17 protein-coding genes are annotated in these 19,494 nt (G+C 72.8%); 12 read left to right on the top strand and 5 right to left on the bottom strand.

All coding sequences use genetic code 11. The annotated features are described in order from the left end of the window. Positions 1-11 precede the first annotated feature (11 nt). Entirely contained in the window at positions 12-1,733 is a 1,722-nt protein-coding gene (gene pgi / locus QCD68_RS06580) for a glucose-6-phosphate isomerase (RefSeq protein ID WP_111074474.1), read from the top strand. A 93-nt stretch (positions 1,734-1,826) separates the two neighbouring features. On the opposite strand, the gene QCD68_RS06575 is transcribed toward pgi, so the two are convergent. Further along, positions 1,827-2,504 carry an SAM-dependent methyltransferase gene (locus tag QCD68_RS06575; RefSeq protein ID WP_301222454.1) on the bottom strand — a complete coding sequence of 226 codons (678 nt, stop codon included), beginning with the start codon at positions 2,502-2,504 and terminating at the stop codon, positions 1,827-1,829. 139 nt (positions 2,505-2,643) lie between these two features. On the opposite strand from QCD68_RS06575, the gene QCD68_RS06570 reads away from it, so the two are divergent. The 5 genes from QCD68_RS06570 (at position 2,644) to QCD68_RS06550 (ending at position 9,093) form a co-directional block, all read left to right on the top strand. Beyond that, entirely contained in the window at positions 2,644-3,717 is a 1,074-nt protein-coding gene (locus QCD68_RS06570; RefSeq protein ID WP_111074622.1) for a 3-oxoacyl-ACP synthase III, read from the top strand. Then, the gene (locus QCD68_RS06565; protein ID WP_301222453.1) at positions 3,714-6,437 is read left to right on the top strand and encodes an alpha/beta fold hydrolase; all 2,724 of its coding nucleotides are present in this window, start codon (positions 3,714-3,716) and stop codon (positions 6,435-6,437) included. The genes QCD68_RS06570 and QCD68_RS06565 overlap by 4 nt, the downstream gene beginning before the upstream one ends. Then, on the top strand, positions 6,434-7,432 hold the full coding sequence (locus QCD68_RS06560) for an NAD-dependent epimerase/dehydratase family protein (protein ID WP_301222452.1): 999 nt from the start codon (positions 6,434-6,436) through the stop codon (positions 7,430-7,432). The genes QCD68_RS06565 and QCD68_RS06560 overlap by 4 nt, the downstream gene beginning before the upstream one ends. A 10-nt stretch (positions 7,433-7,442) precedes the next feature. Further along, the gene (locus QCD68_RS06555) at positions 7,443-8,342 is read left to right on the top strand and encodes an NmrA family NAD(P)-binding protein (protein WP_301222451.1); all 900 of its coding nucleotides are present in this window, start codon (positions 7,443-7,445) and stop codon (positions 8,340-8,342) included. A 220-nt stretch (positions 8,343-8,562) separates the two neighbouring features. Beyond that, entirely contained in the window at positions 8,563-9,093 is a 531-nt protein-coding gene (locus QCD68_RS06550; RefSeq protein ID WP_301222450.1) for a hypothetical protein, read from the top strand. A gap of 28 nt (positions 9,094-9,121) precedes the next feature. Here the strand turns inward: QCD68_RS06550 and QCD68_RS06545 are convergent, their stop codons facing one another. Next, on the bottom strand, positions 9,122-10,060 hold the full coding sequence (locus QCD68_RS06545) for a LysM domain-containing protein (RefSeq protein ID WP_301222449.1): 939 nt from the start codon (positions 10,058-10,060) through the stop codon (positions 9,122-9,124). Between the two features lie 289 nt (positions 10,061-10,349). Between QCD68_RS06545 and QCD68_RS06540 the strand changes: the two genes are divergently transcribed. Continuing rightward, complete coding sequence (locus QCD68_RS06540) at positions 10,350-11,810, top strand: sugar porter family MFS transporter (RefSeq protein ID WP_301222448.1); 1,461 nt, start codon at positions 10,350-10,352, stop codon at positions 11,808-11,810. Positions 11,811-11,913: 103 nt separating this feature from the next. Here the strand turns inward: QCD68_RS06540 and QCD68_RS06535 are convergent, their stop codons facing one another. The 3 genes from QCD68_RS06535 to QCD68_RS06525 all read right to left on the bottom strand — a co-directional run bounded on the left by QCD68_RS06535 (position 11,914) and on the right by QCD68_RS06525 (position 13,881). Further along, positions 11,914-12,888: a zinc-binding dehydrogenase gene (locus QCD68_RS06535; protein WP_221849249.1), complete on the bottom strand. Its 975-nt coding sequence runs from the start codon at positions 12,886-12,888 to the stop codon at positions 11,914-11,916. Positions 12,889-12,909: 21 nt separating this feature from the next. Then, on the bottom strand, positions 12,910-13,332 hold the full coding sequence (locus tag QCD68_RS06530) for an organic hydroperoxide resistance protein (RefSeq protein WP_111074480.1): 423 nt from the start codon (positions 13,330-13,332) through the stop codon (positions 12,910-12,912). Between the two features lie 99 nt (positions 13,333-13,431). Next, positions 13,432-13,881, bottom strand: a complete 450-nt coding sequence (locus QCD68_RS06525; protein WP_301222447.1) for a MarR family winged helix-turn-helix transcriptional regulator — start codon at positions 13,879-13,881, stop codon at positions 13,432-13,434. A gap of 156 nt (positions 13,882-14,037) precedes the next feature. On the opposite strand from QCD68_RS06525, the gene mvk reads away from it, so the two are divergent. Genes mvk through QCD68_RS06500 form a run of 5 tightly spaced genes read left to right on the top strand, consistent with a single transcriptional unit; the run spans position 14,038 to position 19,343 of the window. Next, a complete protein-coding gene (gene mvk, locus QCD68_RS06520; protein ID WP_221849147.1) occupies positions 14,038-15,042 on the top strand; it encodes a mevalonate kinase in 1,005 nt (334 codons plus the stop codon). Then, complete coding sequence (gene mvaD / locus QCD68_RS06515; RefSeq protein WP_301222446.1) at positions 15,042-16,037, top strand: diphosphomevalonate decarboxylase; 996 nt, start codon at positions 15,042-15,044, stop codon at positions 16,035-16,037. Before mvk ends, mvaD begins: the two co-directional genes overlap by 1 nt. Further along, positions 16,034-17,113 carry a phosphomevalonate kinase gene (locus QCD68_RS06510; RefSeq protein WP_111074482.1) on the top strand — a complete coding sequence of 360 codons (1,080 nt, stop codon included), beginning with the start codon at positions 16,034-16,036 and terminating at the stop codon, positions 17,111-17,113. Before mvaD ends, QCD68_RS06510 begins: the two co-directional genes overlap by 4 nt. Continuing rightward, the gene (locus QCD68_RS06505; RefSeq protein WP_301222445.1) at positions 17,110-18,174 is read left to right on the top strand and encodes a hydroxymethylglutaryl-CoA reductase; all 1,065 of its coding nucleotides are present in this window, start codon (positions 17,110-17,112) and stop codon (positions 18,172-18,174) included. The genes QCD68_RS06510 and QCD68_RS06505 overlap by 4 nt, the downstream gene beginning before the upstream one ends. Beyond that, positions 18,171-19,343 carry a hydroxymethylglutaryl-CoA synthase gene (locus QCD68_RS06500; protein WP_301222444.1) on the top strand — a complete coding sequence of 391 codons (1,173 nt, stop codon included), beginning with the start codon at positions 18,171-18,173 and terminating at the stop codon, positions 19,341-19,343. Before QCD68_RS06505 ends, QCD68_RS06500 begins: the two co-directional genes overlap by 4 nt. Positions 19,344-19,494 lie beyond the last annotated feature (151 nt).

The following is a 19,494-nucleotide window of genomic DNA, read 5'->3' as shown; positions in this document are numbered from 1 at the left end:
GGAGGACCGAAGTGACCGATTCCGCACCCGTCGACCCCACATCGACCGCAGGATGGAAGCAGCTCGACGGCATCGCCGCCGGCTTCTCCCCGGACCTCCGGGGGTGGTTCGACGCCGACCCCGGTCGTGCCGAGAAGTACACCTTCCAGGCCGCGGACCTGACCGTCGACCTGTCGAAGGGCCTGGTGACCGAAGAGGTCCTGCAGGCACTGCTGCAGGTCGCGGAGGACACCGGCGTCGCTGAGCGCTACCAGGCGATGATCTCCGGTGAACGCATCAACGTCACCGAGGACCGTGCCGTCCTGCACACCGCGCTCCGCCGACCCAAGGCGACCGAGGGCCTGGTCCCCGCCGCACCCCTGACCGTCGACGGCCAGGACGTCGACGCCGACGTGCACGCCACGCTCGACAAGGTCTACGGCTTCGCCGAGCAGGTCCGTTCCGGCGCCTGGACCGGTGTCACCGGCAAGCGCATCGAGACCGTCGTCAACATCGGCATCGGCGGCTCCGACCTCGGCCCGGTCATGGTCTACGAAGCCCTCAAGCCGTACGTGCAGCAGGGGCTCGAGGTCCGGTTCGTCTCGAACATCGACCCTGCCGACATCCACGAGAAGACCGTCGGCCTCGACCCCGAGACCACGCTGTTCATCGTCGCGTCGAAGACCTTCGGCACCCTCGAGACCCTGACGAACGCCCGTCTGGCGCGCCAGTGGCTCTGGGCGGGCCTGGGCCTGGCCGACGCCGGTGACGACGAGAAGAAGGACGCCGTCGCGAAGCACTTCGTCGCCGTGTCCACCGCCCTCGACAAGGTCGCCGCGTTCGGCATCGACCCGGAGAACGCCTTCGGCTTCTGGGACTGGGTCGGCGGCCGGTACTCGGTCGACTCGGCCATCGGCACCAGCGTCGTGATCGCGATCGGCCAGGAGAACTGGGAGCAGTTCCTCGCCGGCTTCCACGCCATCGACGAGCACATGCGCACCGCCCCGCTCGAGCAGAACGTCCCCGTCCTGATGGGCCTGCTCAACGTCTGGTACACGAACTTCCTCGGCGCCCAGAGCCACGCGGTCCTGCCGTACACGCAGTACCTGCACCGCTTCCCGGCCTACCTGCAGCAGCTCACCATGGAGTCGAACGGCAAGCGCGTCCGCTGGGACGGCTCGGACGTCGTCACCGACACGGGCGAGGTCTTCTGGGGCGAGCCCGGTACGAACGGCCAGCACGCGTTCTACCAGCTCATCCACCAGGGCACGCGCCTGATCCCGGCCGACTTCATCACGGTCGCGAAGCCCGCCCACGCCCTCGCCGACCAGACCGGCGACGGCAAGGCCGTGCAGCCCGGCCAGGACGTCCACTCGCTGTTCCTGGCGAACTTCTTCGCGCAGTCGAAGGCGCTGGCGTTCGGCAAGACCGCCGACGAGGTCCGTGCCGAGGGCACCACCGACGAGATGATCGTCGCGGCCCGCACCTTCACCGGCAACAAGCCGAGCACGTCGATCCTCGCGCCGGAGCTCACCCCGAGCGTCCTCGGCCAGCTGATCGCCCTCTACGAGCACATCGTGTTCACCGAGGGGACCATCTGGGGCATCGACTCGTTCGACCAGTGGGGTGTCGAGCTCGGCAAGCAGCTCGCGCTGCAGGTCGCCCCGGCGGTCGACGGCGACCAGGACGCCCTCGACGCGCAGGACTCGTCGACGAAGGCGCTCATCGCCAAGTACCTCGAGCTGCGCGGCTGATCCGACGCACTGACACGAGAGGCCCGTCGCTCCGGCGACGGGCCTCTCGTGCGTCACGGGCCGCAGACCGCATACCGCGGCCCGGGACCGCCGTCAGCGCCGCCGGACCAGGACCACCGAGTCCTCCAGCGTCGCCGGGCTGCCGTCCGGTGCAGTGACGTGCCGGGTGCGGAGCTCCCCCACCTCGACGTCCCACGCGTCGTCGAGTGCGAGCTGCGAGACCTGCTCCGCCGGACCGACCAGGGGTTCGGCGTGCGCGTGCTCGGCATGCGACGCCCAGGACGGGGACCCGGCGTGCCCGACGACGACCAGGTGCCCGCCGGGTGCCACGAGCGTCGTCGCCCGACGGAGCACCGCGGCCCGCGGGAACGACACCGACGAGTGCAGGAACGACGCCGTGACCAGGTCGAACCGGTCGTCGGTGTCCCAGGTCGCCAGGTCGGCCTGCACCCAGGTCACCCGGTCACCGAGTCCGACGCGCTCGGCCTCGGCGCGTCCGCGGGCGAGGGCGTTCGCCGCGATGTCCACCGCGGTGACCCGCCACCCCTGCGCGGCCATCCAGAGCGCGTCGCCGCCCTCACCGCTGCCGAGGTCGAGCGCCCGGCGCGCACGAGCAGCCCCGCCAGCTGCCGCCGGGTCGCCGTCGGGGGAGAGCCGCCCGACCGTGTCGACGAGCGAGGCGTTGGGCGCCCCCGACCAGATCGGGGCGTCCCCGTAGCGGTCGGTCCAGTAGGCCTCGGCATCCGGGCCGGGAGTGGGTTCTGCGGTCATCCGCGCAGCATCCCACCGGTGCTCGGGGACGGCCAGTACGATTGCCGGATCGGCAACGGCGACGACGTTCCCGGGGTCCGTCCGGCGCAGTCGCAACGGAGACCCAGCATCGATACGGAAGTATGTGCAAGTGACGATCATGACCGAGCGGCCTCAGCAGGACACCCCGAGCGCCGAGACGGAGCGACCCGGCAACGCGACCGTCCGCTTCCGCAACGCCGCTGTCTTGGCCGTCGAGACCACCGTCGCGGACCGCGTGACCACCTCCGCGGACATCGAGGAGAAGCTCGGCGGCGTGCTCCGTCGCCTCCGCCTGCCGATGGGTCTGCTCGAGCGCGTCGCCGGCGTGCGGGAGCGCCGCAACTGGGGTGAGAACCAGTCCTTCCAGGACGCCGCGATCGACGCCGGACGTCGTGCCATGGCCGCCGCGGGCATCAAGCCCGAGGACGTCGGCCTGCTCATCAACACGTCGGTGACGCGTCCGCACCTCGAGCCCTCGGTGGCCGTGCGACTGCACCACGGCCTGGGTCTGCCGACGTCGGCCATCAACTTCGACATCGCGAACGCCTGCCTGGGCTTCGTCAACGCCATGAGCGTCGCCGCCGGCATGATCGACTCCGGGCAGATCAAGTACGCCCTCGTCGTCGACGGCGAGGACGCCGACCAGGTGCAGCTCAACACCATCGACCGTCTGAACCAGGGCGGCCGGAACCGCAAGGACTTCATGAGCGAGTTCGCCAGCCTGACGCTCGGCTCCGGTGCCGCCGCGGCCGTGCTCGGCCCGGCGGACCTGCACCCGACCGGCCACCGCATCGTCGGTGGTGTCACCCGTGCGGCGACCCAGTGGTACGACCTGTGCGTCGGCAGCGTCGACGGCATGTTCACGGACGCCAAGATGCTGCTCAAGGGCGGCATGGAGCTCGTCGTCGCCGCCTGGAACGAAGCGCGCGCCCACTTCGACTGGACCGACATGGACCGGTACGTGCTGCACCAGGTCTCCGACGTGCACACGAATGCGTTCGTCGCCGCGATCGGCGTCCCGCGCGACAAGGTCCCCACGACGTACGAACGGTTCGGCAACGTCGGCCCCGCGTCGATCCCGATCACCCTGGCGGACGAGGTCGCCCGTGGCTCGATCCGCCCCGGCGACCGCGTGTTCCTCGGCGGTGTCGGCTCCGGCATCAACACGGCGATGATGGAACTGCGCTGGTGACACCGCGGTTGCCCCGCGTCGCCACGAGCACGGCTCCGGCGACGCTCCCGCCGCCCCTGCCCGGACTCGACCCGGCCTGGTCCCGCCTGGTCACGGTCCCGGCATCGCCGTCGGACAGCCCGGGAGGCCCGGCTCGCCCCGCGCGCACCTGGCACCTCCTCGACACGGCCGCGTCCCTGACCGCACTCGGCGTCGAGCCCGTCGGCACGCTGCTCTGCGTGCACGGCAACCCGACCTGGTCCTACCTGTGGCGCTCGGTCGTCGCGAAGTCACTCGCGGTCGCCGCTGCCGGCGGTCCGACCTGGCGCGTCGTCGCCGTCGACCAGCTCGGCATGGGCTTCTCGGAGCGCACCGGCGTCGACCACCGCCTGGCCGACCGGGTCGCCGACCTCGGCGCGCTGACCGACGAGCTCGGGCTCGCGGGCCCGGTCGTCACGCTCGGCCACGACTGGGGCGGTGTCGTCTCCCTCGGGTGGGCCGTCGACCACCCGGACCTCGTCGTCGCGGTGACGACCTGCAACACCGCCGTGCACCAGAGCGCGGACGCTCCGATCCCGGCCCCGCTCCGTCTGGCGCTCCGCCCGCAACTGCTCGGGCGAGCCACGGTCATCACCCCGGCGTTCATCGAGACCACCCTGGCGATCGCGCACCCGAAGCTCGACCGGGCCACCGCCGACGCCTACCGGGCGCCCTACCGCGGCGCTGCCCGACGCGGTGCGGTCGGCGGGTTCGTCGCGGACATCCCCGTCGACGCGTCCCACCCGAGCGCGGTCGAACTCGACCGCATCGCTGCCGGGGTCGCTGCGCTGCAGGTCCCGGCTCTGCTCCTCTGGGGCCCCCGCGACCCGGTGTTCCTCGAGCGCTACCTCGACGACCTCGCCGCCCGGCTCCCGCAGGCCGACGTGCACCGCTTCGAGGGTGCCGGACACCTGCTGCCGGACGACGCCGACGTCGCCGGGACGGTCTTCGACTGGCTCGGCGACCACCTGCCGGACGGCACCGTGCCCACCCCGGCCGACCCGGGCCTCCCGGCCGATGCCGGAGCCGACACCGACATCGACGCCGACAGCACCCACCGCCCGCTCTGGACGCACCTGACCGAGCTCCGCGACAGCGACGAGCCGGCCCTGGTCGAGATGGCCGCACCCGGCGGGACCCGCACGATCACCTGGCGGCTGCTGGCCCGACGCATCGACGAGGTCGCCGCCGGACTGCTCGACCTCGGCGTCCGACACGGCGACCGGGTCTCGCTCCTGGTGACCCCCGGCGCCGACCTGACCGCCGCCCTCTACGCCTGCATCCGGATCGGCGCGGTCGTCGTGGTCGCGGACGCCGGACTCGGACTCGGCGGTCTGACCCGCGCCGTCCGTGGTGCCCGTCCCGACTGGATCATCGGTGCCCTGCCCGGACTCGCCGCGGCGCGGGCCCTCGGCTGGCCCGGACGCCGGATCGCGACCGTGGCCCTGCCCGCCCCCGCTCGCCGGGCGCTGCGGGTCGAGCACACCCTCGCCGCCGTCGCCCGTCGCGGTGCCGCACGCCTGGCCGCCGGTTCCGCGTTGCCGGACGCTCCCGCTGCCGACGCCCCGGCCGCGGTCCTGTTCACCTCCGGGTCGACCGGCCCCGCGAAGGGCGTCGTGTACACGCACGGGCAGCTCGGCGCGGTGCGGGACGCCCTCGCCGGCCAGTACGACGTCGGTGTCGGCACCGGCCTGGTGGCGGGCTTCGCACCGTTCGCGCTGCTCGGCCCCGCCCTCGGCGCCCGCTCGGTCGCTCCCGACATGGACGTCACCGCACCCCGGACCCTGACCGCCCGTGCGGTCGCGGACGCCGTCGTGGCGGCCGACGCCACCGTGGTGTTCCTCTCGCCGGCGGCCCTGGCGAACGTGGTCGCGACGGCCTCCGCCCTGACCGACGACGACCGGCGGGCCCTCGGCCGGGTCCGGCTGTTCCTGTCCGCCGGCGCCCCGGTGTCCGCTGCGCTGCTCACCGCGGCGACCGAGCTGATGCCGAACGCCAGCGCGCACACCCCCTACGGCATGACCGAGGGGCTGCTCATGACGGACGTCGACCTGGACGGTGTCCGCGCTGCCGGGGCGTCCGGGGCCGAGGGGATCTGCGTCGGCCGACCGGCTGCGTCGGTCCGGGTGCGCATCGCCCCGCTCGACGCCGACGGCCGCGCGACCGGAGCACGGACCGAGGCGCCGGACGTCACCGGCGAGATCGTCGTCGTCGCCCCGCACGTCCGCGACCACTACGACCGGCTCTGGCGGACCGACCGGGCCTCGCGCCTCGGCGTCAGCGACCCGCGCGGCCACCGCACCGGCGACGTCGGACACCTCGACGCCTCCGGACAGCTCTGGGTCGAGGGCCGCATGCAGCACGTGGTGACCACCCCGGACGGCGTCGTCACACCGGTCGGCCCCGAACAGCGCATCGAGCGGGTCGACGGCATCGGCCGCGTCGGCATCGCGGGCATCGGTCCGGCCGGCACGCAGCAGGTCGTCGCCGTCGTCGAAACGGTCCCCGCAGCACGACGCCCGGGCCCGGCTGCGCCCGCACTCGCCGACGCGGTCCGCGCTGCCGCCGGAGTACCGGTCGCCGCGGTCCTCGTCGTGCCCGTGCTGCCGACCGACATCCGGCACAACTCCAAGGTCGACCGGGCGCGGCTCTCCCGCTGGGCGTCGTCGGTGCTCGCCGGGGGACGGATGACCCGCCCGTGAGGGTCCTGGTCACCGGCGCGAGCGGTTTCCTCGGCCGCGCGGTCGCCGCTGCCGTCCGGGACGCCGGGCACGAGGTCCGGACGTTCCAGCGCCGGCCCTCCGGTGTCGACGGCGTCACCGACGTGCTCGGCACGATGACCGACCCGGCTGCGGTCCGTTCCGCGGTCGACGGGGTCGACGGGGTCGAGGCGGTCGTGCACCTGGCTGCCAAGGTGTCCCTCGCCGGGGACCCCGCAGACTTCGAGCGGGTCAACGTCGACGGCACGCGCGACCTGCTCGCCGCCGCCCGCGCCGCCGGAGTGGCCCGCTTCGTGTTCGTCTCGTCGCCCTCCGTCGCCCACACCGGGGCGTCGATCGCCGGCGACGACGCCACCCCGGCGTCCCCGGAGACCGCCCGCGGCGACTACGCCCGGACCAAGGCCGCCGCCGAACGCCTGGCCCTGGCCGCCGACGCTCCCGGCTTCGCGGTCGTCGCCGTCCGCCCGCACCTGGTGTGGGGGCCGGGCGACGAGCAACTCGTCGGTCGCATCGTCGACCGGGCCCGGAGCGGACGCCTGCCGGTCCTGGACTCCGGCGCGGCCCTGATCGACACCTGCTACGTCGACAACGCCGCCACCGCGATGGTCGCCGCGCTGCACCGCGCCGACGCCGTCCACGGCCAGGCGTACGTCGTGACGAACGGGGAGCCGCGTCCGGTCGGGGAACTCCTCGCCGGCATCTGCACGGCCTCCGGCGTCCCCGCGCCGCGGTGGCACCTGCCGGCCGCGCTCGCCCGGGTCGCCGGGTCCGCGATCGAGGCCGTCTGGCGCGTCCGTCCCGGCACCGACGAGCCACCGATGACCCGGTTCCTCGCCGAACAGCTCTCCACCTCGCACTGGTTCGACCAGCGCCGCACCCGGTCGGACCTCGACTGGACGCCGTCCGTCTCGATCGACCAGGGACTGCGCGCACTCGCCGTCGCAGCCGATGCGGACGGGCACATCCGCCGTCCGTAGCGTGGTGGACATGACCACCTCTGTCCTCGTCGCCGGTGCCACCGGCGACCTCGGTTCGCGCATCGTCCGCGAACTCCTGCTCCACGACACGCACGTGCGCGTCCTCACCCGCGGGGGCTCGAGCCGTGCCGCCGAGCAGTTCGCCGACCAGGACCGGGTCGAGGTCGTCGTCGCCGACTACACCGACCGGGCCGCACTGCTCCGGGCGCTCGAGGGCGTCGAGGTCGTCGTCTCGGCCGTCAGTGGCACCCGCTCGGTCATCGTCGACGCGCAGCGGGCACTGCTCGCCGCCGCCGTGGACGGCGGCGTGCAGCGCTTCGTGCCGTCCGACTACGCCGCCGACTACCGCTCGGTCACGCCCGGTACGAACCGGAACTTCGAGCTCCGCCGCGAGTTTGCCGCCGACGTCGACGCCGCCTCGATCCGGGCCACCTCGGTGCTCAACGGTGCCTTCGCCGACATGCTCACCGGGCAGGCGCCGCTGGTGCTGTTCGACCGGCAGCGCGTGCTGTTCTGGTCCTCACCGGACCAGGTGCTCGACTTCACGACGAAGGACGACGTCGCCTGGGTCACCGCGCACGTGGCGCTCGACGCCGACGCCCCGCGGGTCGTCGAGGTGGCGGGGGACCGGGTGACCTCGCGGGAACTGGCGGCCACGATGTCCCGGATCACGGGGCGGACGTTCCGGTTGCAGTGGGCCGGCACCACGGGCCTCCTGTCCGCGATGGCACGGACCGGGCGGCGGCTGTCGTCAACGGAGGACGAGACCTTCCCGGCCTGGCAGGGGATGCAGTACTTCGTGAGCATGTTCAGCGGCGAGGCCGAACTGCGGCACGTCCGCAACGACCGCTACGGCCCGCACGAGTGGACGTCGGTGCGGGACGTGTTGGCGGCACACGTCGGGGTCTGACCGGGAGGGCACCCTCGGACGGACGCGCTGACACGCCGTCGCGCCGGCGAGACGGTGCCGAGTGGTCGAGACACCGCCGGATGTGGCGGCGTCTCGACGACAGCGTGTCGTCTCGGCGACCGGGCGGCGTCTCGACGGCAGCGTGGCGTCTCGCGTCCGGCGGGGCGTCGCACCGGCCGGGAGGCTCGGCACGGTCGGTCGTCCGGGGTACCGTCGTCGCATGGACCGTTCCGAGATCCTCGCGGCCGCAGCAGCGGCCCACGCCGCCCGCATCGCCGCCGCGGGCGGTGACGACACCGCCGCACGCGACCGTGCCGATGCGGCCTCGGCCGCGCCCGCACCGGAGCGCCGTCGGTCCGCGGACGCCGAACGCGCCGCGGAGTCCGGCCGGGCTGCCGACCGCACCGAGGGTGCGCTGTCGGACTGGCGCCGGATGGGCACCCGTCGCGGGGTCACGCCGGACGCGCAGGTGCGGAGTGCGTGGACGGTCACCGGGATCCCGGAGCAGGGCGACGCCCGCGCCTTCGCGAACGTGCTGCTCTCCACCGCGGGACACGCCGGCCGGGTCGCCGATGCCGCGCGCCGCAACGAACGCCTGACCGGGGCGGCGCGGGCTGCCGCACGACGGACGGTCCGCCGGTACACGGACCACGGTGCCGGCATGTCGGCGATCGGCGACGTGCTCGACGCCGGGCCGGTCGAGCGCGCCGAGTCGGTCGAGCTGGACCTGCCGGATACCGCCGAGCGCTGACAGCCGTCGGCGCTGACGTCCGTCCGCGCTACCGCCGGTAGGGGTCCAGGTTGAGGACCGTGTCCTCGTAGAGGTACTGCTGGTCCCCGTAGACCGTGACGTCCGGGTTCAGCCAGACCAGGTCCTTCACCGACAGCCCGAAGCGAGCCGCGACCGAGCCGATGAGGTCCTCCGACGCGATCCGGTAGGCGGTCGGGGCACCATCGGTCGAGCCGTCACTGCTGGACTTCCCGGTGGCGTTCGGCCGGGCACCGCCGTCGACCGGGTGCACGTTCGTCGTGCGGGCCGGCACCGACCACCGGACGGGCTGCACGGCGAGCACCTTGCCGGGGCCGATCTCGACCGGCAGGTCCGGGCCGGCCGACGCAGCCGCCGAGTAGACCACGATCGCACCGAGCCAGGACGGGTCCGCGCGGCCGGGGTCGAGGGCCGTCGACGCGGGCGCTGCCGCTGCACCGGGGCCGCCGCCGAGCGTGGTGTCGCCGACGCCGTGCCAGGTGATGCCGTCGCCGACCGAGGGTGGCGTCTCGAGGAACGTGGTCGCGACGGGGACGGGCAGGGTGGAGGCGAAGCTCGACCACTGCGCGGTCGGGGTGCCGTCCGCGCCGACGACGACGCGGTAGTGGAACCGGACGCTGCCCTTCGGTGTGACGACGTCGGCTTCGCTGAGGACGCTGCCGACCGGGATCGGCGAGACGGTGGGGTCCGGGGCGGCGGCCTCCGTGGGCACCGCTGTCGGGGTGCGGGGCGAGGCGGACTCGGCGATCCGGCGGGCCTCGGCGCTGGCGCTCGGGTCGGCCTCGGGCGTGGCCGGGGCGGTGCTGGCGGTGGTCCGCTGTGGCGCGGGGAACTCATCCGGCCCGCGCAGCAGCGAGCACCCGGCCGTGGCGGTCGTGACCAGGACGGCGAGCGCGAGTGCCGCCGTCCGTCGTCGGCTGTTCCCCTGGTGTCCGTCCCCGTGCTGCATGGTCCCCCTGTGTTCGTGCCGCGCGACCCCTGGCTGACGGATCGTCGACTTCTGACCCGGAGAGCCTACCGGCGTCGACGTCAGCGGCCCGGTGGGAAGATCAGAGACGGTCCACTCCGCGAGCGGGAACACCCCCGGATGCGCAGTGGACCGCTCCGATGCTGACCAGGGCTTTCATGGACCGGTCCAAGTCGCAATACGACATGTTGTCCGGTTGACAGGACAAAGTTTCTGGGTCACGATCACTCCCACGCGATGACGCGCGATCACGGACGAAGGAGTCACCGACATGGTCGACATCAAACCGGCAGCACCGACTGTCGCCCTGCCCCCGAACGGCGCCGGTCCCCACCAGCGGCGCCTCGGGATGCTGGCGCTGGTCGCCACCTTCGGCGGGCTGCTCTTCGGCTACGACACCGGGGTGATCAACGGCGCCCTGCGACCGATGACCATCGAGCTCGGCCTGACGAACTTCACCGAGGGGGTCGTCACCAGCTCCCTGCTCTTCGGTGCCGCGATCGGTGCCATGCTCGGCGGCCGCATCGCCGACGGCTGGGGTCGGCGCAAGACGATCCTGGTGCTGGCGGTGACGTTCTTCGTCGGCACCCTGGCGTGCGTGTTCGCCCCGACCTTCGCCGTGATCGTCGTCGGCCGTGTGCTCCTCGGGCTGGCGGTCGGCGGCGCGTCGACGGTCGTCCCGGTGTTCCTGGCCGAACTGGCCCCGTACGAGATCCGCGGGTCGCTCTCCGGCCGCAACGAGCTGATGATCGTGATCGGCCAGCTCGCCGCCTTCCTGGTGAACGCGGTCATCGGCAGCCTGTGGGGTGAGGGCAACGGCGTCTGGCGCGTCATGCTCGCCGTCTGCGCCCTGCCCGCGATCGCGCTCTTCGTCGGCATGCTGCGGGTGCCGGAGTCGCCCCGGTGGCTCGCCTCGAAGGGCCGCAACGCCGAGGCGCTCGACGTCCTGCGCCAGATCCGCTCCGACGACCGTGCCGAGGCCGAGATCGAGGACATCAAGCGCAGCAACGAGCTCGAGGCGCAGATCCAGCACGAGAGCGGCTGGCGTACCCTGCTCGGCAACAAGTGGCTGATCCGGATCGTGCTGATCGGCGCGGGCCTCGGCGTCGCACAGCAGCTCACCGGCATCAACTCGATCATGTACTACGGCCAGACGGTCCTCATCGAGTCCGGCTTCCAGGCCTCGGCCGCCCTCATCGCCAACATCGCGCCCGGGGTCATCGCCGTCATCGGTGGCGTCATCGCGATCATGAACATGGAACGCATCAACCGCCGGACCACCCTGATCATCGGGTTCTCGCTGACGACGGTCTGCCACTTCCTCATCGGCATCGCCTCGGTCGCCCTGCCCGATGGCAACCCGGCCCGCCCCTGGGTGATCCTGTTCCTCGTCGTCGCGTTCGTCGGGTCGATGCAGACCTTCCTCAACATCGCCGTCTGGGTCGTCCTGTCCGAGATCTTCCCGACGCAGATCCGCGCGCTCGGCATGGGCATCTCGGTGTTCTGCCTCTGGATCGCGAACGCCTTCCTGGGGCTGTACTTCCCGACGATCGTCGCCGCGACCGGCATCACCGGCACGTTCTTCGGCTTCGGCATCGTCGGTCTGCTGGCGCTGTTCTTCATCTGGAAGTTCGTGCCGGAGAGCCGCGGCCGCACCCTCGAAGAGGTCGAAGAGGGCGTCACGACCGGCAACATCTTCACCGTCGACAAGGCGGGTCGCCGCACGCACTGACGCGGTCCCGCGGCGGTCGCCATCGCGGTCGTCGCGCCCCACGACGGACGGGAGGCCCGGTACCAGCTGGTACCGGGCCTCCCGTCCGTCATGTGCGTGCGTCCTACGGGCGCAGGAGCACCTTGCCGACGCGGCCGGCGGTGTCGCTCGCGCGAGCGGCGTCACGGGCGTCCTCGAACGCGAACGTCTCGGAGACGGGCAGCGTGAGCGACCCGTCGAGCACGCGCGTGATGAGCTCGCCGAAGAGCTGCTGCTTCGTCTCGGCCGGCATCGTGCGGCTGACGACGCTGCCCCAGAAGCCCTTGACGGTCAGCTGGCCGAAGATGACCTTGCCGGACGGGATCTCGAGCGTGGGGGAGGCCATCGCGCCGAAGACGACGAGCGTGGCGTCCTCACCGAGCACCGAGGCGATGTCGCCTGCGGCCTTGCCGCCGACGGACTCGACGCCGGCGACGATCGGGGCGCCGCCGGTGATCGCGGTGACCTGGTCCTGCCAGTCGTCCGCGTCGGTGGCGACGATGCGCTCGATGCCCTGCTCGCGCAGTTCCTCGACACCGGCGGCGCGACGCACCAGACCGATGACGTTGATGCCGCGGGCGGCGCCGAGCTGGGCGACCATGCGGCCGACCGCGCCGTTGGCGGCGTTCTGGATGAGCCAGTCGCCCTCGTGCAGGTCGAGCGAGTGCAGCAGGCTGATCGCGCTGAAGGGCATCGAGACGAGCTGGGCGGCGGCCTCGTCGGGCATCGCGTCCGGCACGGGGATGAGCCCGGCCGCGTCGGCGACGTAGTACTCGGCCCAGACGCCGAACGTGCCACCGGCGACGCGCTGGCCGACGGTGAGGTTCGTGACGCCCTCGCCCAGGGACTCGACGACGCCGAGCGCCTCGGTGCCGGACTGGGCGGGCAGCTCGGGCTTGAAGCCGTAGGTGCCGCGGATGGTCCACAGGTCGTGGTTGTGGATCGGGGAGAGCACGGTCCGGACGAGGACCTGGCCGGCGCCCGGGGTGGGGACGGGGCGCTGCTCGACGGTCAGGACGTCGGCGGGCTCGCCGAACTGCGGGTGGACGACGGCGCGCATCGTGTTCTGGTCTGCCATGGTCTAGTCCTCCGAGACGGTGATCGTGACGTCGATGTTGCCGCGCGTCGCGTTCGAGTACGGGCACACCTGGTGGGCGGCGTCCGCGAGGGCCTGGGCCTGGTCGTGGTCCATGCCCGGGATGACGACCTCGAGCATGACGGCGAGCTGGAAGCCGCCCTGGCCGTTCGGGCCGATCTGGACGCGACCGCCGACGGAGGAGTCGGCGACCTTGACCTTCTGCGAGCGGGCGACGCCCTGCAGTGCGGAGTGGAAGCACGCGGCGTAACCGGCAGCGAAGAGCTGCTCGGGGTTGGCGCCGGCGCCGGAGCCGCCCATCTCCTTGGGGATGGCCATGTCCAGCTCGAACGTGCCGTCGCTGGTCTGGACCTTGCCGTTGCGGCCTTCGCCGGTGGACAGGGCTTCTGCGGTGTAGAGGACGTCCATGTGGGGTTCCTTCCTTCGTGGGGTCTGTGTGGTGTGCGTACGGCGCCGAGTTTCGCCCTGGGCGACAGGACTCGGGCCGATCGGGGCGAGCGGTGTCGCTCAGCCCGAAGTGAGGGGAGCCGACGCGGCTCGGTGCATCGCCTCGGTGAGGTGCTGCAGGGTCGCGATGAGTTCGAGGGCCGACTGCTCGTCGGTGAGCCCGGTGCCGGCGGCGATGCGTGCCGGGACGTGGGCGAGTTCGGTGCGGAGTGCGAGCCCGCGGTCGCCGGTCGTGACGGTGACGACGCGCTCGTCGGTGCTGCGACGTTCGCGGCGGACCAGGTCGGCCTGCTCCATGCGCTTCAGCAGCGGGGAGAGCGTGCCGGAGTCGAGCTGCAGGTGTTCGCCGAGGCTCGAGACGGTCTGGTCGCCCTCCACCCACAGGGTCACGAGGACCAGGTACTGCGGGTAGGTGAGGCCCCAGGGTTCGAGCAGGGTGCGGTACGCCTGGGTCGTCGCCCGGGTCGCTGCGTAGAGGGAGAAGCACACCATCTCGTCGGTCACGGGCATGTCCACCACTGTTGCACGCGACCGGGTTGCGCACAACTCAGTTCACCGGATGCCCAGGGTCGGGCTGCACAGCGTCCGGGCTGCACGACGGCGGTGTGCCGTCAGCGCACGTCGGGACGGGTGTCGTCGGAGCCGGTTAGGCTGGCCGGACCGACGATGACCAGCAACCACCCAGCCTCCGCACCGACGACGACCACAGCGATCCCGCGAGTCGGCTCCTCGGCGTCCCACGGCAAGACGATCCTCATCGGCGAACACGCCGTGGTCTACGGCGCACCCGCCCTCGTCCTGCCGGTGACCGACGTCCGTGTGACCGCCACCGCGACCCCGCTGTCGGCCGGCGCCGAGACGACGCTGGAGTCGACCGTCCACACCGGGCCGCTCGGCAGCGCGCCCGCCGCCGTGCTGCCCACCGTCACCGCCGTCACGGCCACGCTCCGCCACCTGGCGCAGACCGGCCACCCGGCGGCCGAGGCCACGCCGCTGCACGTCCTGGTCGACAGCCAGGTGCCCACCGCCCGGGGGATGGGCTCGAGCGCCGCCGTCGCCGCTGCCGTGACCGCCGCCGTCGCCGACGTGTTCGGCGTCGCGCTCGACACCGACACCCACCACGAACTCATCCAGCAGTGCGAGCGCGTCGCGCACGGCCGCCCCTCCGGACTCGACGCCCGCGGGGTCGTCGCCTCCGAGCCCGTCTGGTTCGCCGCCGGGGTCATCGAGCCCGTGCAGGTCACCGGCCGCTTCGTCTTCGTGGTCGCCGACACCGGCGTGCCGGGCCACACCCGCGAAGCCGTCGCCGCCGTCCGCGAACGCCACGACCGTGCCCCCGAGATGGTCGACGCCGTCGTCGAGCGCATCGGTGGACTCGCCCGGGCCGCGCGGGGGACACTCGTGGACGGCGATGCCCAGGGCCTCGGTGTCACCATGGACGCCGCGCACGAACTGCTCACCACCCTCGACGTGTCGAGTGCGGACCTCGACCGGCTCGTCGGTGCCGCACGCAGCGCGGACGCCCTCGGCGCGAAGCTCACCGGCGGCGGCCGTGGCGGATGCGTCCTGGCCCTCGCCGCCGACGACGAACACGCCGCCCGCATCGCGACCGCACTGCGCACCGCCGGGGCGACCGCCACCTGGACCACCTCGATCGGAGCCCGTGCCTGATGACCTCCACCGCCGTCGCGCACCCCAACATCGCGCTCGTGAAGTACTGGGGCAAGGCGGACGCCGACCTCGCGCTGCCCGCCACCGGCAGCGTCTCGATGGGCCTCGACGTCTTCCCCACCACGACCTCCGTCACCCTGCTCGACCAGGGTGAGCCGGACACCTTCACGCTCAACGGCCGCGTCGTCGACGACGGTGCCCTGGTACGGGTCGAACGCTTCCTCGACCTGGTCCGCCAGCTCGCCGGCTCGGACGCCCGTGCCGCCGTCGTCTCGGAGAACACCGTGCCCACCGGTGCCGGCCTGGCCTCGAGCGCGTCGGGCTTCGCCGCCCTCGCGGTCGCCGCCGCCGACGCGTACGGGCTCGACCTGTCGGCGCGGGACCTCTCCCGACTGGCCCGACGCGGTTCCGGTTCGGCCACGCGGTCGATCCCCGGCGGGGTGTCCGTCTGGCACGCGGGCGACGACCAGGCCTCGTTCGCCGAGACCGTCCCCGCGCCGCCGATGGCCATGGTGGTCGTCACGATCAACGACGGCCCGAAGGAGATCGGCTCGCGCGAGGCGATGCGTCGCACCATCGCGACGTCGCCGTTCTACCCGGCGTGGGTCACCTCGACGACCGTCACCGTGGACGACATGCTCGCCGCGTGCGCCGCGGGTGACTTCACCCGGATCGGCGAGCTCACCGAGAGCAACGCGCTCCGCATGCACGCCACGATCGAGGGCGCCTTCCCGCCCATCCGATACCTGAACAGCCGCAGCGTCGCCGTGTTCGACGCCGTCGCCACGATGCGGGCCGACGGACTCGAGGCGTACGCCACGGCGGACGCCGGCCCGAACGTCGTCGTGCTCTGCCGCCCGGCGGACCGGGCCCGGGTGGCGACCGCACTCGACGGGTACGGCGCGGTCATCGAGTCCGGCACCGGACCAGCCGCCCGCCTGCTCCGCTCCGAAGGCACGGGGGAGAACCCCGAGACAGAGGAGCACACCAGGTGATCGAGTTCCGAGCCCACGGCAAGCTGTTCGTGGCCGGCGAGTACGCCGTCGTCGAGCCCGGCCAGCCGTCGGTGCTCATCGCCCTCGACCGGGCCATCACCGCCCGGGTGACCGAGGGGCACGGCGCCGGCAGCGTGCACTCGGAGGAGTACGGCAACCTCCCGCTGACCTGGACCCGTGCCGAGGACGGCCTGGCACTCGACCGCGAGCACCACCCCTACGACTACGTGATGGCGACGATCGACCTGGTCGAGAAGCTCCGCGCTGAGCTCGGCATCGCACCGCGCTTCCACGACCTGCGCATCGAGAGCCAGCTCGACGACGCCAGCGGTCGGAAGTTCGGCCTGGGGTCCTCGGCCGCGGTGACCGTCGCGACGGTCGGCGCCCTCGACCGCTTCTACGGCCTCGGCCTCTCGCAGCGCCGGCGCTTCATGGTGGCGCTGCTCGCCACGATCCGGGTCGCCCCGCGTGCGTCCGGAGGCGACCTCGCGGCCAGCACGTTCGGCGGCTGGCTCCGGTACAGCGCGCCCGACCGGGAGGCCCTGGCCGGCCTGCTCGACGAGCGCTCGGTCTCCGCGATCCTCGACGACGACCAGGCCTGGGCCGGCTTCGACGTCGAACACCTGCCCGCACCGGCGGACCTGCGCCTCCTGGTCGGGTGGACCGGTTCGCCGGCGTCCACCACCAAGCTCGTCGGCGTCGTCCGCCGACACCGTGACGGTGACTACGCGGCGTTCCTCGACGCCAGCCGGGCCTGCGTCGACGACCTGACCGAGGGCCTCCGCACCGGCGACGCCGAGCGCACGCTCGCCGCGCTCCGCCGTGCCCGCGGTCTGCTCCAGGGCCTCGGCACGTCCGTCGGCTCGCAGATCGAGACCCCGCGGCTCGCGACCCTGTGCGACGTCGTCGAGGCGGCCGGCGGGGCCGCGAAGCCCTCCGGTGCCGGCGGCGGCGACTGCGGCATCGCGCTCGTCCCCGTGGACAGCGACGCCGCCGACATCTTCCGCGCCTGGGAGGCGCACGACATCAGGCACCTCAGCGTCGCGGTGCAACCCGAGGAAGGGAGCACGCGATGAGCGAGCTGCAGACCCCGATCCCCACGAAGTGGGTCGGACCGATCCGCGTCAGCGGCAACGCCGTCGAGGGCGAGCACGAGGTGCCCCTCGCCACCTACGAGTCGCCGCTCTGGCCCTCCGTCGGCCGTGGCGCGCGGATCTCGCGGATGATCGAAGGCGGCATCGTCTCGACCGTCGTCGACGAGCGGATGACCCGCTCCGTCGTCGTCCGTGCCGCCAGTGCGGCCGCCGCCCACATCTCCGCCGGCCGGATCCTGGCCCGCCAGAGCGAACTCGAGACGATCGTCGCCGGGCAGAGCCGGTTCGCGAAGCTCATCGAGGTGCACCCGGAGATCGTCGGGGACCTGCTGTTCCTGCGCTTCGCGTTCACCACGGGCGACGCCTCCGGCCACAACATGGTGACCCAGGCCGCGGACACCCTGCTGCCGGCGATCCTGGCATGGGAGCCCGAGCTCCGCTACGTGTCGATCTCCGGCAACTTCTGCTCCGACAAGAAGGCCACCGCGGTGAACGGCATCCGCGGGCGCGGGCGGAACACCATCGCCGAGATCGTGATCCCGGGCGAGCTCGTCGAGAAGCGCCTGCGGTCCTCCACCGAGCGGATCGTCGAACTCAACACCGCGAAGAACCTGGTCGGGTCGACGATCGCCGGAGCGCTGCGCTCGGCGAACGCGCACTACGCCAACATGCTGCTCGGCTTCTACCTGGCCACCGGGCAGGACGCCGCGAACATCGTCGAGGGCTCCCAGGGCATCACGCTCGCGCAGGCCCGCGGCGACGACCTGTACTTCTCGTGCTCGCTGCCGCACCTGATCGTCGGCACCGTCGGCAACGGCAAGGGCAACGACCTGCCCGTCGTCGAGGACGCCCTGGTGCGCCTCGGCTGCCGCGAGGACCGCGAGCCCGGCGCCAACGCCCGCCGCCTGGCCGCACTCTGCGCCGCCACCGTGCTGTGCGGGGAACTCTCGCTGCTCGCCGCCCAGACGAACCCGGGCGAGCTCATGGCAGCCCACGTCGCGATGGAACGCCGCGGCCACCGACCCGAAGGAACCCCGGCATGACCGCCCCGCACCCATTCGCACTGGGCATCCACGACCTCGCCATCGCGACGGGGCACCACGTGCTCGACCTCGACGACCTCGCCGCCGCCAACGGCGTGGACCCCGCGAAGTACCACGTCGGCATCGGCCAGGACGCCTTCAGCTTCCCCGCCCCCGACGAGGACATCGTCACCATGGGCGCCGCCGCCGCGAAGCAGGTGCTCGACCGCCACGGCGTCGACGGCATCCGCACGGTGCTGTTCGCCACCGAGTCCGGCGTCGACCAGTCGAAGGCCGCGGGCGTGTACGTCCACGGGCTGCTCGGCCTGCCGCGCAACGTCCGCGTCGTCGAGCTGAAGCAGGCCTGCTACGGCGGGACCGCGGCGGTGCAGATGGCCCTCGGCATCATCGCCCGCGACCCGAGCGAACGCGTGCTCGTCATCGCCGCCGACGTCGCCCGCTACGACGTCGAGACCGCTGCCGAGCCGACCCAGGGTGCCGGAGCGGTCGCGATGCTCATCGCCGCCGACCCCGACCTGATCGAGCTCGAGCCCCGGTCCGGCCTGTTCACCGCCGACGTCGACGACTTCTGGCGGCCGAACGACCGCTCGACCGCGCTCGTCGACGGCCGGCTGTCGGTCACCGCCTACGTCGACTCGTTCATCGGCGCCTGGGACGACCTCGCAGCACGCGGCGGCCCCGGCATCGAGACGATCGACCGCTTCGTCCACCACCAGCCGTTCACGAAGATGGCGATCAAGGCGCACCGGAAGCTCGCCCAGCACGTGGGCGTGCCGTTCGAGGAAACCGAACTCGCGATCGGCTTCACGTACAACCGGCAGACCGGCAACACCTACACGGCGTCGCTCTGGATCGCCCTCGGTGCGCTGCTCGACCTGGACGACGACCTGGCCGGCGCCCGCATCGGCATGTTCAGCTACGGCTCGGGCAGCGTCGGCGAACTCATGACGGGCATCGTCCGCCCCGAGTACCAGCAGCACCGCCGCACCGGCCGGGTGCGCGAGCTGCTCGCCGCGCGCGTGCCGCTGTCGGTCGAGGCCTACCGCGAACTGCACGCCGCCGGCGCGGCCACCAGCGAGGACGTCGACCGTCCCCGCGTCACGTCGGCACCGTTCCGGTTCGCCGGGGTGTCCGGCGGCGCGCGGCACTACCAGGCCACCGGCGTCTGATCCGCGGTCCCGGGAGGCCCGTGATCGGCCTCCCGGGACCGGCCACCGTCCGCCAGTCCGTTCGTCGGGCCGTGTGGCCGTGCGCTCATCCGGCGTGCGCGGTACGCCGTCTACGTGATCCGCGGATGACCGGTACCCCCTGGTCGGGGGA

The sequence above is a fragment of the Curtobacterium sp. PsM8 genome, from assembly GCF_030433875.1.
Classification (GTDB): Bacteria; Actinomycetota; Actinomycetes; order Actinomycetales; family Microbacteriaceae; genus Curtobacterium.
This window is presented reverse-complemented; position numbering and strand designations above follow the sequence as displayed.